Here is a 14,729-nt window from a genome sequence, read left to right on the forward strand (position 1 = left end):
CTGCATTGCCGCACTGGACCACCGGTCGGGCCAGCCTTCGAGCGTCATTACGTACCCGCAGCAAACGGGTTCACGTTCTCATTGAACTTTTTACGAATGCCCGGAGGGGAGGGACGTCGAGCGAATCAACCGTCGAGATTCATCCTTTTTGCACTATTTGCCGAGGTTGTCGATCGAGGTGACGCGGCACACGGTCCAGGAGCAACCACCCTGGGCTTCGGAGCCCGATCCGCCGGGCCACAGCAGCCGTGGTGCCGCCCGTCTGCGCACCACGTTTCGCCACGCCTATGAGGTGAACCAACCGAACCGCACGCCCGTACCTCAAATTGGACTTGGCAATTCAGGGGATTTGAAACACCTAATTTTCAAGCCCCAGACGGTCATGAGTGAGAGACAGCAGGAATTAATGAACCTGGCCGCCATGGAGAACAATCACGCTTGATTCGGCGATCGAGAAAGAAGCCTGACATGCCGCGACAACCAATTGGTCAGCCCGTCACCAACTCGAATTCCGAGCGTTCACACCAATCGGACAGCGTGGATTTCCCCGTCCCACCGATCCCGCCAAGAGAGTCGATCGGACAAGCGATCAGGGCCGGCATCAACCGCCTGATGAACCGACGAAATCAAATTGATAGGCCCGTGGGGCAATTCGATCCAACGGTCGGTCCATCTGGGCATATCGGCGGCATTATCGTAAATTCTAGTCTCGCGATGGCCGAACAGGCGCGAGCGGCCATGACGGGTCCTGTACAGGAACACACAACAAGTCGCGAGACACACACGAACGCCACAGTCGCAGGGGCGCACATCGCACCTCCGCCCTATCGGCAAGGAACCAGTGACTCGCATTCATCGACCCTACCTGAATATTCCCTCATGGATTCTTCAGCCGGACCAAGGCAAGCGCCGAATACGGAGGCTGCGTCATCTCCACGAAGCTCTCTCGATAGCGAAAGCACTGGTCATGCGGAAGCAGCTTCTTCTGCACGGAGCTCCTTGAGAAGCAGCACCAGTATTGCAGAATCAGCTTCATCCCGGCAAAGCTTCCATGGCAGTGACAACACCGAGTCCGTAGAACCACCGTCATCTCCGCAAAGCTCCCTGGGCAGCGAGTCCTCAGCCGAACCATCGCAAACACCCGACCAGTTGCATAACCCCGCCACACCGTCTCGACACAACGCGGTCCAATCACCTACCACCAGGAACTCGGCGGTGAGACGGGGCCGCTGACATTCCCGAGCATAAGAATGCCGGTCCTCCTGCTTGGAGCGCGCCACCGGTTCGCACCCACGAGACACCACCCCCGGGTGAGCGTGGTGCGGTGCCGACGGACGATCCGCAGTGACTCGATCGCAGCCGGATCTACGGAAGAACCTGGCCGGCCACCTCCGTTGCCGTGCCGCGTGGTCCTGCCGTCCGGACCAGAGCGGTTTTTGAAGCCGATGTGCCGGCCCGGATCCCGAGTGCCGGCCCGGATCCCGAGTGCCGGCCCGGATCCCGAGTGCCGGCCGGGTCGGCAACCCGGCGCGGCACGTCAGCCCACAGGGAGCTCAGGGCAAGCAAGGGGTATGAAAGCTGCCCGAAAGGGCCGGAACAGATTCGGAACAGATCTGTCGCGTAAAAATAGGTGAGAAGCCCGACCGGGCCATAAACACCTAGGAGTCACAGTGACCGACAAGAAGATCATTGCCATTGCGGGAGCGACTGGTTCGCAAGGCGGCGGACTGGCGCGGGCAATCCTGGCGGACCCGGAAAGCGAGTTCTCGGTGCGTGCGCTCACCCGGGACGTGGATTCCGTAGCTGCGAAAGAGCTCGAACGGCAGGGCGCGGAACTTGTCAAGGTGGACCTGCAGAGCCAGGACGACATAACCCAGGCATTCGAGGGGGCCTACGGAGCGTACTGTGTGACCTTTTACTGGCAGCATCTGTCTGCCGACAAGGAAACGATGCACGCCGCGAACTTGGCCACTGGAGCCCGGGCGGCAGGCGTGAAGCACGTGATCTGGTCCACCCTTGAGGACTCGCGCGCTCTCATACCGCTGGGAAGCGGGCGCATGCCGGTACTCGACGGCAGGTACAACGTTCCGCACGCCGACGTCAAGGCCGAGTCGAACAAGCTGTTCTCGCGTCTCGGGGTGCCGACCACTTTCCTGCAGACATCTTTCTACTGGGAGAACTTCATCAATCTGAATCTTGGGCCTCAGAGGGCACAGGATGGAAAGTTGTGGTTCACGCTCCCCATCGGGGATGCCGTACTCTCCGGGATCTCGTCGGAGGACATCGGCAAGTGCGCGCTGGGTATCTTCAAGCGTGGTCCTGCGATGGTGGGCGAAACGGTCAGCATTGCCGGAGAGCACCTGTCGGGAGCTGAGATGGCTGCCGAGCTGGAAGCGGCGCTCGGCGAACAGGTTCTGTACTCTCCGCTCAAGCCCGCGGATTTTCGCGAGTTCGGGTTTCCCGGAGCGAGTGACCTCGCGAACATGTTCCAGTACCAGGCGGACTGCAGCGATGAGCTGGTGAAGGCCCGCGACATCGACATCAGCAGGTCGCTCAACCCTGAACTGCGGAACTTCTCCACCTGGCTCAAGCACAACAAGGACCTGATTCCCCTCGGTCAGGGTTGATCCTCCCGAAATCGCCGCGAAGCGCCGAATTTTCGCAGAGGAGTAACCGGTGCCACCCGACCGGAGCGGGCGGCCGGAGCGGCACCGGTCGGCGTTCGCCGGCGTGCGCCGACGTGCGGCGACGAGAAGTTGGCCGATCCGGACCTGTTCGTCGCTGCTCTGTTCGTCGCTGCTCTGTTCATCGAGCGGTGGGAGCTCGGGCGGTTGCGCCTGCGGTCGCGGTACAGACGCCGGCCCTTGTGACGCGTCGGCGCACGTGTCACCGCAGCACGGATGAGACAGGGCTTGATGGCCAGTCGGCGCTCAGGCCCTACCCCCACTGCCAGGCCACGAGTCACCTGCTTTCGCCGCTCCGCCTGCTTCTCTGTCCTTTATTCCTCTGTTCCAGGAGTGAACCGACACCGGAGCACGGCCGTTTCCTCTTATGTAAGCAACACTGCGACCGTGGCCGTTTCCAAAACCACAGAAGGAGCAAAAAACTCATGAAGAAGATGTTTCTCGCAGCAATCGGCGTGACCGCCTCTCTCGCCGTCGGCGCGTTCTTCGTAGTCCCGAATCTCATGGACGAGGATCCGAAGCAGACTACGCAGGAGATTTCCTCCCAGTTCTTCACCAGCATCGATCCGGCAGCCCTTGAGGCCCTGCAGGGCCTTGCTCTGAGCAGCGACTTCGAGGTCAGCAGCGAAAACTCCGTCGTCCTGGGCGGCGCGCAGCGAGACCTCACCGATTCCGGATTCAACGACAAGGTCTCGGCGGTCATGAACCTTGGTGATACCACGTATTGCCTCTACCATGACACGGATTTTCAGGGGTCTCCTTTCGAGATAGCTCCCCGTGCCACGATCGTGTTCTCCGGAGGTTTCGCCAGTCACAATGACAAGATGTCCTCGATGAAGCCTTGTTAAGACTCCGGTTCACGCAACCGGGCGCTCCCATGCGGTTCTCGGCGAAGGTGCTGTCGTCGATGACCGGATCGCGAATGGCGGATCGCGGATCGCTGGTCCTGCTGGTCCTGGTTCACCTGTGGCATGTGCTGCGGACGCCTGGGACGCAGCGAGGTCCGGCATCAGGACCGTGTACCTGTACCTGTACATGTGCCGTGCCGCCCAAGGTGCCGGCTGTCTTTTCACGGACACCGGCCGTGGCCGTGCAGGCGATCCGGTTGAAGACGCCCGCCACCCCGGACGGCACTCCGCTCTACTGGAAGGCTGCTTCGCCGTCATGGACTGGAAACCCCGCGCCGCGGCGCTGGCCGACGCCGTCGTGCATCCGGCGAGCGGCTGGCACCAGCCGCTCGCCGACGTCCCGCGGCACCTGTTCGTGCCCCACTGGTGGAGCTACCGGTCCGGATCCGGCTGGACCCTGAGCGACGGCGCCGCCGAACCCGGCGGGTGGGCGGATGCCGTCTATGCCGACCGCGCCCTGGTGACCCGTATCGGACCGCTGCACGCCGACCACGCCAGCGAGGCGGACCACCCCGACGGGGCACCCACCTCCTCCAGCACCTTGCCCTCCCTCGTCGTGGCGATGTACCGGCACGCCGTGATCACCGACAGTACGGATGTGCTGTGCGTGACCGGCACCGGCTACGGAACCGCACTGCTTGCCCGTCGGATCGGTGACGGCAGGGTGACCAGCATCGACATCGACCCCTACCTGGTCGACACGGCCCGCCGTCGACTCGACCTCATCGGAGCGCGACCCCGGGTGTGCGTCGCCGACATCACCGGCCCCCTGCCCGGCACGTTCGACCGGATCGTGTCCACGGTCGGCCTGCCCGGTGTCCCGCCGCACTGGCTGCATTCGCTGCGCAGCGGCGGACGCCTCGTCACCAATCTGGCCGCCACCGGTCTGGTGATAGTCGCCGACAAGATGCCCGACGGCGGCGCCCGCGGGCGTGTCACCTGGGAACCGGCCGGATTCATGGCCACCCACACCGGCCGGGACCACCCCGCGCCACCCAACACCCGGCACGCCTGGACCGGCGACGCCGACGACGTCACCACCGGCCGCCACCCCGTGGTCCCGGTGGCCCAGACCTGGGAACTGCTGACCTGCCTGGCCCTGGCGGCGCCCGGCGTGCAGCACTCGTACAGCGTCGACCGGGACGGGGTACGGACGGCCGTCATGGTCCACCCGGACGGTTCATGGGCCCGTGCCACCGGCTGCCGCGGCGAGCGCCCCACAGTCCACCAGAGCGGCCCCCGCCGCCTGTGGGACATCCTCGACGCCATCCGGCACGACTGGCTCAGCGACGGGTTCCTGCCCGTCTACGGCTCCACCGTCACCATCGACCCCGACGCGACCCTGCACCTCACCCGGGGCACCTGGAGTACGACCGTTCCGGCCGCCGTGTCACCGGCCGAACCGACCACCGGAGTCGGCAACGACACCGTCGACATCGCGAGCTGACCGCGCCTCCGTCGTACCGGAGCTGCCGTCCCTCCCGCCGGGAGCTTGCGAGCGGGCCCGAGGCGCCGCGCCCGGCGCCTCGGGCACCGTAGGTGTGTACAGCTTCGGCTCGCGCCCCGGCCCGGTAGGCACCCGGGTCCTGTACGCAGCCGGACCATCCGGAAGCGGTCGCGGCGGAGAGAGCAACTGGCGGGCAACTGCTGCGCTATGTCGGCGGAATGTCGGCGGAATGTTCCGGCCTACGGAAAACCTTGCCGGAGGCACATCGAAACACAGGGGTACTCCGCCGCGAGCGGTCGCGGAATTTACTGGATCTGCATGGAAATTCCGAGAGCCGGTGTCCACGGTGTCCACTCCCGGTGGAAAAGCCCGTCGAGCAGGTCCGCCATCCGAAGCAGCCAATTCCCGGAGCACTCGAAGAAGCTGAGACGCCCGGGGCTTGTGCGTGAACCCGGATGCGACAGCAGACGTTAGTACGTGAAACGGGTCCCGCTGTCCTGCCCCTGCTGGAACCGTAAATCATACGCACCGACGGCACGATTGAGAGAAAATGCCCGAGCTGAAAATGAGTAAGCGCACAAAGGTGGCCGCAGCCGGCCTGACGCTGGTGGCGGTCACCGCATTGGTTGTCGTGAACGTCGACAGCGCCGAGAACTCCGATGGCAAGGCCGGGCCTTCGTCAGCCGCGGCCTCGGCGTCGGCCACCCCACTGCTGGACGAGACCGTGGCCGCGGTCGCCAAGAACCTCCATGTGAGCAAGGATCAGGCCGGTGACCGGCTCGTCCAGCAAGCCGAAATGCTCGAATTGAACACGACCGTCAAGCCGACGCTTGACGACAGCTGGAGCGCGGGCACGTGGCTCGACCGTAAGAGCGGCAATCTGGTGGTGGCCGTCACCAATGAGCGCAGGGCCGCCGAGGTCCGGGCGCGGGACGCTGAGCCACGACTGGTCGAGCGGTCGGCGCAGGATCTGCGGAGCGTACGGTCCCGTGTGGAGCAGTTGCTGTCGCGCCGATCAGTCGAGCAGGCGACGACCTTCATCGACGTGACCAAGAACGTCGTGGTGATCCAAGCGCAACAGTCGGATCTGCCCGGGGCGATCGCCTCGGAACTGGACCGGACGTTCCCGGGCGCGATCGATGTCCGTTACCGGAGTGGCCGTATCGCCCCCGTGGCGATCGCCAGTGGTGACGAGATCACCGGAAGCAAGATCTGTTCCGCCGGGTGGTGGGTGCGCAGCGCCGACGCCCGGCAGAGCAAGAACTACGTCATGACGGCCGGGCACTGCGTGGTCGGCGACGCGGCCGGTCAGACATGGAGACACGCGGACGGCGAGTTCGGCCCGTCCGCGCTGTTCCGGCGCGACAGCTCCGACTGGGCTCTCATCCCTGTGGCCGATGAGGCCGTCGCGGATCAGCTCTCCGCCACGGTTCCCGCCGGTCCGACGACCCTCGGCATTTCCAGGGTGGCCGCCCCCGAATCCTTCGTCGTCGGGTCGATCGTCTGCAAGCGAGGAAGGACAACCTCGCTCACCTGCGGTCGCATCACCGCTCACAACGCTTCAGTGCCCGTCGACACGTCGGAGGCCGTCGACCACACCCTGCTCGGAGTGACGACAGCGGCCCTCGCGGCTGACGAAGGCGACAGCGGCGGTCCGGTCTTCGTCCTCGATCCGCGCGGAAACGACACGGTCGTCGGGATCGGTATCGCCAGCGTAAGTACTCCGGGTAAGGATCCGGCGAACGATCTGACGATCTTTCAGTCGCTTCCGAGGGCTCTCGCGGAGTCGGGCACGGTCCTGGTGACCGATCCCGCCTCGCGCTGACGCCACGCGCTGACGCCACGCGCTGTGTGACCTGCTGGTGACGTCCTGGCGCTCTGGTCGGGGTCGAGGTCGCGGCCGCGGTCGCGGTCGAAGACTTCTCACGAGCGCGCGCGGAAGCGCCTCCTGGAACAGAGTGGTAACCCTGTTTACGGGTCCCGCCAGTTCACACAGGAGGCGCTTCTCCTTGCAGGAGGTCGGTCTTGCAGGAGGTCGGTTCCCGTGCCGGCGGCTCTCACCCGGGTGACGAGACCAACGCCTGCGCTCCACTGTTCTCAGGTGTTGTCAGGCCCTCGTGGACAGGGCATGCGAAACCCTTGTTCCTCGCGGTCCACGGCGGCATCGGTGCGGCGGAACCCGTGCACCTGCCGGTACGCACAGCCCGCTGGAACGGGGCTCCCCTTCGCGGATCGCGGAGTCCTCGTACGGCGGCCGACGGCGCCGTACGCCGCGGACTCCCCTCGTTCCCCCACCACGCTCGACCGACCGAGGCAGTCCGTGGCATCCACCCGGCCTGCCTCGCCACGTGCGACTCCCGCCGACCGCATGGGGAACTCGGCCCGGGCCCTGGCTTCCACGTCGACTCAGCAGTGCCATGTCGACTCAGCAGTGCGGAACCGCTCGGCGGAGTGCTCGGCGGCTCGCGCCGGGCCCGCCTCGTTCGCGTACCCGGAACCTCCGGCAACGGCGTCGACCTGGATCAGCCTCCGCCGGATCAGCCGCCCCTACGAAACGTGGAGCTGACCCGGCCACCTGACCCGCGCGGTCGCTGCCGGTCAGGCCAGGCTGAACTTCTCGGCGTGCACCTGCCGGACGGGAACCTTCAGTCGCCGGAGGCTGTCGAGCACGGCCGAGGTCATGGCGGGCGGGCCGCAGACGTACACGTCGCGTTCGGTGATGTCGGGGACCAGAGCGCGGAGGTTGTCCGGCTCGAACGGCAACGCCCCCTCCCGGCTCTGACCGGTGAGCAGGTGCAGGCGTCCGCCGCGGGCGTCGACCAGTTCTCGCACCTCGTCGCCCAGGACGGCGTTGGTCTCGGTACGCACCCGGTAGAGCACGACGATGTCGCCGGCCGGCTCCTCCTCCAGCAGTGCTCGGATCGGAGTGATCCCCATCCCGCCGGCGATCAGCAGCACACCGGGACGCGTACGGTGCAACGAGGTGAGCGCTCCGTACGGACCCTCCAGGAACGCGCGGGTACCCACCGGCAGGTGCCGCAGACCGCCGCTGGTGGCGCCGACCGCCTTCGCACTCAGCCGCAGCGTGTGACCGTCGGGCGCCGCAGACAGTGAGAACGGGTTCGCCAGCCACCAGTGGTTGTGTCCGGGGAAGCGCCAGACGAAGAACTGGCCGGCCCGAGCGGGCAACTGCTCAAGGTGGCGGCCGGTGACGTGTACCGATACCACGTCGTCCGACTCGGGCACGACGGCCGCGACGTGGAACCGGTGGTAGGCGTTGCGCCGGACCGGCACGATGATCCGCCCGATCAGCAGGGCGCCGAAGGCGAACAGCCACAGCGCCCACCAGTAGACCGTGGCGAACGCGGAGGACGTGAAGGTGGTGGTCTCCATCAGTTGGTGGACGAACGCCATCCCCAGGGCTGTGTACAGCAGCAGGTGCAGGCCGTGCCAGGTCTCATAGCGCAGCCGGCGCCGCAGGGGTCGGGTGGACACCACGGCGATCACGATGATGACGGCGGCGGCGAGCATGCCCAGCAGCGAGGCCGGCACTCCGCTCAGCGCGAAGAACGTCTTCAGCATCGGTGCGTCGTCGAGCCTGGCGTAGCCGAGCACGACCAGTGTGGCGTGGGTGAGGATGGTCCACAGCAGGGTGAAGCCGATCCAACGGTGCCACAGCGTCAGCCGGTCCATGCCGATACGTCGGTCCAGCCACGGTATGCGGGCCACCAGCAGCAACTGAAAGACCATCAGCAGGGCCGCCTGCAGACCGAAGAACTTGGCGACGCTCAGGGTCCCGTTCTTGCCGGCGGCGCCGGTGGAGAACAGGACCTCGACAATCACCACGTTGACGACGGCGAACGTCCACAGCGCCCACTGCGCTGCAACGACCGGCGCCAAGGTGCTGTGTCGCACCCGCGTACTCGTCACCATCTTCGTACTCCTCATCGTCGCGTAACGACACTGGGCGGACGACGCCCGTAACGCCACGAAGAACAGGGGCTCCAGCCTGGTGCGGAACCCCACTCGGTTGTGGAACGGCAGTCGACACGGATCGGTTCACTGGAGCAGTGATGGTCATGAACGGGGGTCTTCGGGCCGACGGGCGCCTTCAGTCAGCACACACGTCGTTCGATCGCCGCGGCCATCGCCGCCTGGCCGGCGGCGTTGGGATGCGCGGGCGCTGCCGGCGCCTGCGGCGTCAGCGGCTCGACCCACCTCGTGCCGGCGGCCTGGCACATGTCGTGGCCGATGCTCGATGTGTAGGTGTCGACGTAGGTGGCGTGCCCCTGCCTGGCCGCCCGGGCGAGCATGGCGTTGAGCCGCTTCTCGGTGTCCCGGAGATATGCGAAGTCCCCGGCGGCGAAGGGGACGGTGGGGAAACAGCCGACTCCGTCATCGGGAAGCAGGTCGGGGTAGCCCACGACGACCACGCGTGCCTGCGGGGCGCGCTGCTTGATGCCCGCGAGGACCGCGGAGACCTTCGGAGCGGTCTGTTCGATGTTCAGGGCGAGCTGATCGGTACCGCTCGTCCCGTAGAACGTCCGGCAGGGGCTGCCCGTCACGTCGGTGGTGCTCAACTGCGCGCAGGTGCCGAGGATCCGGCTGAAGCCGATGTCGTTGCCCCCGATGGTGAGCGTGACCAGGTCGGTGCCAGGACCGACCGCGTCGAGCTGCGGCGCGACGGTGCCCTGGCTCTGTGTCATGTGTGCCGTCGTGGCACCGCTGCAGGTCACGTTGGAGAACGAGGTGGCCTGCCTGGCACGGGCGACGAGTGCGGGATATGCCTGGTCGGACCGGGCACAGGCCGCATCGGTCTGGTCGGCGATTCCAGGGCCTGAGGCGTAGGAGTCTCCGAGTGCCACATAGTTCCCCACCGACCGGTGCTCGGCGGATTGAGCACCGGAGCCGGGCGATGCGGCGAAAGCGGTGCCCGGGGCGGTCAGACTCGTGGTCAGAGCCAGCGCGCCCCCCAGCCACGTGCGCCATCCCGCAGTACGCGGACCGGTGCTTCTTGTTGTCGCCATGTGTCCCCAAATGATGTCGAGTAAGGCGTGCAGGATCGTGCGCGCGGTCCCCGGATGCCGATCAACTGCGCAACGGGACCGCTCGCACAGGGCTACGTCCGGGGCCGGGACGGGGTTCACCGGCGGATTCCCTGGTCCAAGCGGTCGCCGCCATCACGCCCGATGCGAGACCGGCTGTGTACGGCGCCGGGTCAGGTCGGGCCGCAGCCACGTATGAACCGGTGCGTCGTTGTCCGCGTATGGACCACTACAAGCACTTGAAAGGGGCCAACGATGATGAACCAGTCCGGAGAGACGGACCAGTCCGATGACTATTCCCTGCATGCCGCAGGCGCTGCGCAAACTGCACGCCTTGAGCGGTCCGCACGGACCGCACGGACCGCACGGATCGAGCGAGGGCCGTTCGTGCGTCGAGACGACAGCATTCCGGAAGGAGCGCGGAGAGGGGACCCGAGTGCTTGGGACGAGATCGCTTCCCAGAGCCGTGGCGCCGCCACCGTAGAAGTCGGCGGGGCCGATTTCGAGATCCTGTCGCCGTCCGCACCGTCCGCACCGTTCGCATCATCCATCAGCGCTCCGACATGGGCCCCTGCGCCAGCGCCCGTCCGCGAGTCCCAGACATCGCCTCCTCAGACCTCCAGCAGCCAGGTGGTGTGGGCTGCCCCGACGCGGTCGACCGCACCGGTCCGCGGGTTTCCTGACCGGGCAGCCGGTCGTGTCATACCGACAGCGCCGCGACGCGAAGGGCCCGCCGTGCAGAGCGGCGAGCAGCTCGAACAACGGCGCGGCAAGCGTGATGCCTTCCCGGGCTCGGTGCCGCGGGACGCCGCCTCACGCGCCGCCGGCCGCGACCCGCAGAACCCGTCCCCGGCTGCTGCCTCCGTCTCGGCGGCCGCAGCTCTGAGGAGTGATGTGGCGGGCTCCTCTCGCGCTCCTCTGCCCCCACAGGCCCCCACCGCGGCGGCCAGTCGCTCTCGGACGCAAAGCCCAGCCGGCAGGCACCGCTGAACAAGAAGGCCGAGCGCTGTCGCGGGCTTGTGGAACGGTCTCCGGAGGACGTACGTTGCCGATCGATCTCGTGACGGCCACCGAGTCGGCCGGGGGTCGGTTGCGGGGGGAGGGCACATACGTGCTCGCCACCTCCTGTCGGCCACGAACCACCCGGTGTACGCGTCAGCGGCTGGCAGGTCATGTCATGCCTCCTGGCCGCACCGCGACCTTGTTTCTGCCGTCGGTATGCGCGCCCGGTCATCGCCGCCCGTCCGCGCGTCCGCCGACGGAGGTCGCGTTTCCGCTTGGGGACATCGCAGCCACAGGTTCGTCCATGGGCGGGCCTCGTCCGGGGGATAGTGACTCATGCACTTTCGAATGCTTGGCCGACTTGAAGTACTGAACGACGAGGGCTCCCCGGTCAGCCTCCCCGGATCACTCTCCCGCTCTGTCGTCGGCCGCCTGCTCCTCGCCGGCGGCCAGCCCGTGCAGCGAGACACCATCATCGACGAACTGTGGTGGGAACGGGAGGTGAAGGACCCGGTCAACGCCCTGCAGGTGCAAGTGGCCAAGTTGCGTGCCGTCTTCACCGCGAACGGAGCCGACGGTCGCATCGAGACGCGCCAGGGCGGTTACCAACTGGTTCTGCTGCCGCAGGACCAGTTCGACGTCTCTGCTTTCGAGGACCTCGTGCAGCAGGGCCGCGAACACCTGCGCAACGGAGCGTACGAGCAGGCGGAGCAGAACCTCAGGGCCGGTGTGTCGCTCTGGCGTGGCCGCGCCCTCGACGATCTGGTCGGCAGGCCGTTCGACATCGAACGTACCCGTCTGGAGGAGCACCGTCTCAGTGCGATCGAGGACGCGGCGGCTGCGTGCCTCGAACTGGGCCGGGCCGAAGAGCTCGTACCGGAGTTGTCGGCGCTTCTGTCCGAGACGCCTCTGCGCGAGAAGGTCCGCGCTCAACTGATGCTGGCGCTGTACCGCTGTGGGCGGCACGCCGAGGCCCTGGAGGTCTTCGACAAGGGCCGTAAGCTCCTCGGTTCCGAACTGGGAGTGGATCCGTCGCCGGACCTCCGCTCCCTGCATTCCGCGATCCTGCGCCATGACCAGTCCCTGAAACGCGAGAACGGCGACCCCTTCCAGCTCTCCCCGAAGCAGGCCGAACACCATCGCCCGTCACGGAGCGAGGGAAATCTGGTCCGGCCGCTGGGGCCTTTCGTCGGCCGCCGGGATGTCCTGGCCACTCTGTGCGAGCAGGTCGCCGGTGAGCGGCTTGTCAGCGTCGTGGGGCCCGGCGGTGTCGGCAAGACCCGTCTGACGCTGGAGGCGTGCTCCGGACTGGCGCCCAGTCACGACGGCGTCTGGTGGGTGGACCTGACAGCGGTGGGCGAGTCAGGAGTACTGGCGGCCGTCGCGTCCGCTCTGGGTCTGTCCGATTCGTCGGCCAAGCCCGACCAGCAGCCGCACGACTACATGTACCGCGCTGCCTCCTTCCTCGGCGGTCGGCGGACCATCCTCGCTCTCGACAACTGCGAGCACGTCCTGGACGCCGCGGCTCCTCTCGTGGCGGACCTGCTCAGCCGCTGCCCGCAACTCACCGTGGTGGCCACCAGCAGAGAGCCCCTCACCGTTCCCGGCGAAGTGCTGTTCCCCCTGTCTCCGATGTCCACCGAGGAATCCGCTGATCTCTTCAGCATTCGCGCGATGATGATCAATCCGTCGTTCAGTACGGACGAGGCGTCGATGGAGGAGATCCGCGCGCTCTGCCGTCGACTGGACGGCCTGCCGCTGGCCGTGGAACTCGCGGCCGCGTACGCCCGGTTGCTTCCGCTGCGCGAGATCACGCTCAGACTGGACGACCGGTTCGCGCTGCTCACCAGGGGTGAACGGACGGCGCCCGCCAGGCACCAGACCCTGCGGGCCGTCCTGGACTGGAGCTACACCCTTCTCGATGTCTCCGAGCAGCTGGTGCTCACCGAACTCGCGCTGCACGTCGGCGGCTGCTCCCTCGACCAGGCCGAACGGGCCGGCCTGATCCAGCCGGGCGGCGACGGAACAGACCTCATGCACCTTCTGACCCAGCTGGTGGACAAGTCCCTGTTGTCCCCGGTCACGGCCGTGAGCGGGGTCCGGCTCCAGATGCTGGAGACCGTACGCGAATACGCGCTGGCGCGGCTGTACGAGGAGGGGCGCGGACCTGAGGCGGAGGACCGTTTCACCGCGTGGGCCCTGCGCCTCACCAGTGACGGCGCGGCAGGGCTCTCGTCCAAGGATCTGACCACCTGGGTGACCACGCTCACGGAGGAGTCCGCCAACATCCGGGTCGCGTCGGACCTGTTGATACGGCAGGGCAGGACGGTCGAGTCCCTCGTCCTGGAGGCGCACCTCGGCTATTACTGGTTCGTCAGTGGCCGAGAGGAAGAGGGGATCGAGCGGCTCAAGAGGAGCCTGAAAGCCTATGAGGACACCCGTTCCGGCCGGTCGGGACAACCCACACCGGACGAGGAGTGGGCATTCTTCTTCACGTTCGCCTGGCTCGCCTGGCTGAGTCACATCGCCGGAAAGCACGCGGACGCCAGCTCGTACGGCTTGCGGTACCAGGCCGCGTGGCGCCATGCGAAGCATCCGGACCTCGCCGTCCTGGGACCCTGCTACGACACGCTCTACGCCATGCTCAACTCCGAGAGCGGAATTGCTGAGTTGTTCGCCAAGGCCGAAGCGGGCATCTCGGGAACGCGGTTCCACTGGAACCGGGCGGTCCTGCAGACGAACTGGTCGACGTACTGCCTCCAGCAAGGAGACGTCGAGGGTGCGCGGAGCCACGGGCAGGCGGCCCTCGAAGCCTCACATGCCGCTAACGACGCCTTCGCGGCTGCTTTCTCCGTCAAACTCTGCGGCGACGCGGACGAAAGTGCCGGCAGGAGGGACCAGGCCCGCACGCAGTGGTGCGAGGCCGCTCGGACCCTTCGGTCCATCGGGTCCCGCACCCGCCTGGCCTACGCCCTGCTGCGGCTGACGTGCCTGGACATCGCGGAGGGTTCCGTCAGCGCCGCCGAAGACCGGCTCTCGGAAGTGGAACAGCTGGCAGCGGCGCTGAGTGCGGACGATCTCAAGTCGGCTGCGGACAACCTGCGGGGTGTTCTTGCGGCCTGCCACAACCGTTTCGCGGAGGCCGGGGAGATCTTCCGGGCCGTGTGGGACTCTCCCTCGGCTCCCCCCAACCGCAAGGCGGTGGCCGGTCTCGGACTGGCACTGCACACGGCTGGTCCCGCGGACGGGAACTCCGGGACCGAGGATTCCGCGGCGGAGAACAGCGGGGCCGAGAACAGCGGGACCGTGGTTTCGAAGCGGTGGCTTCAGCTGGCGGCCGATACGCACCGCCTCCTGTTGGAGCCGCTCGCCCGCGATGCCGTGGGACTGCTCGTGGCTCATCTGGAAGCCGGCCACGAGAACGGGACCACGGGCGGTCACCAGCTCCACGAACGGATGTCCGGCACCCCCTCTGTGCTGGCCGCCTTCTACTGACCGGACTCGTCTTCCGCCTGGTTGCGATGCTGTGTTGATCCAGCCGGAGGAAGGCCTGTTGGTTTCTGTCGTGGGGCTGTCGTGGCGGGCGGGAGGGGAGCAAGGCTTTGTTAAGCGAGCGGTAAGTACGGACGCCGAGGGTGGGACG

Annotated in this window: 7 protein-coding genes; 5 read left to right on the forward strand and 2 right to left on the reverse strand. The window is 66.8% G+C overall.

Going from position 1 to position 14,729, the window contains the following annotated elements:
- Positions 1-1,670: 1,670 nt before the first annotated feature.
- The 4 genes from ACIOKD_RS40985 to ACIOKD_RS41000 all read left to right on the forward strand — a co-directional run bounded on the left by ACIOKD_RS40985 (position 1,671) and on the right by ACIOKD_RS41000 (position 6,864).
- Entirely contained in the window at positions 1,671-2,627 is a 957-nt protein-coding gene (locus ACIOKD_RS40985) for an NmrA/HSCARG family protein (protein WP_402093529.1), read from the forward strand.
- 482 nt (positions 2,628-3,109) lie between these two features.
- Positions 3,110-3,532: a peptidase inhibitor family I36 protein gene (locus ACIOKD_RS40990; protein WP_402093531.1), complete on the forward strand. Its 423-nt coding sequence runs from the start codon at positions 3,110-3,112 to the stop codon at positions 3,530-3,532.
- A 316-nt stretch (positions 3,533-3,848) separates the two neighbouring features.
- The gene (locus ACIOKD_RS40995) at positions 3,849-5,039 is read left to right on the forward strand and encodes a protein-L-isoaspartate O-methyltransferase (RefSeq protein ID WP_402093532.1); all 1,191 of its coding nucleotides are present in this window, start codon (positions 3,849-3,851) and stop codon (positions 5,037-5,039) included.
- 565 nt (positions 5,040-5,604) lie between these two features.
- Positions 5,605-6,864, forward strand: coding sequence for a S1 family peptidase (locus ACIOKD_RS41000; RefSeq protein ID WP_402093533.1), 1,260 nt, complete (start codon positions 5,605-5,607; stop codon positions 6,862-6,864).
- Between the two features lie 773 nt (positions 6,865-7,637).
- Here the strand turns inward: ACIOKD_RS41000 and ACIOKD_RS41005 are convergent.
- The gene (locus ACIOKD_RS41005; protein ID WP_402093534.1) at positions 7,638-8,972 is read right to left on the reverse strand and encodes a ferric reductase-like transmembrane domain-containing protein; all 1,335 of its coding nucleotides are present in this window, start codon (positions 8,970-8,972) and stop codon (positions 7,638-7,640) included.
- A gap of 182 nt (positions 8,973-9,154) precedes the next feature.
- The gene (locus tag ACIOKD_RS41010) at positions 9,155-9,904 is read right to left on the reverse strand and encodes an SGNH/GDSL hydrolase family protein (RefSeq protein WP_402093535.1); all 750 of its coding nucleotides are present in this window, start codon (positions 9,902-9,904) and stop codon (positions 9,155-9,157) included.
- Between the two features lie 1,530 nt (positions 9,905-11,434).
- Between ACIOKD_RS41010 and ACIOKD_RS41015 the strand changes: the two genes are divergently transcribed.
- The gene (locus ACIOKD_RS41015) at positions 11,435-14,581 is read left to right on the forward strand and encodes a BTAD domain-containing putative transcriptional regulator (RefSeq protein WP_402093537.1); all 3,147 of its coding nucleotides are present in this window, start codon (positions 11,435-11,437) and stop codon (positions 14,579-14,581) included.
- Positions 14,582-14,729 lie beyond the last annotated feature (148 nt).

Source organism: Streptomyces sp. NPDC087844, assembly GCF_044742785.1.
Classification (GTDB): Bacteria; Actinomycetota; Actinomycetes; order Streptomycetales; family Streptomycetaceae; genus Streptomyces.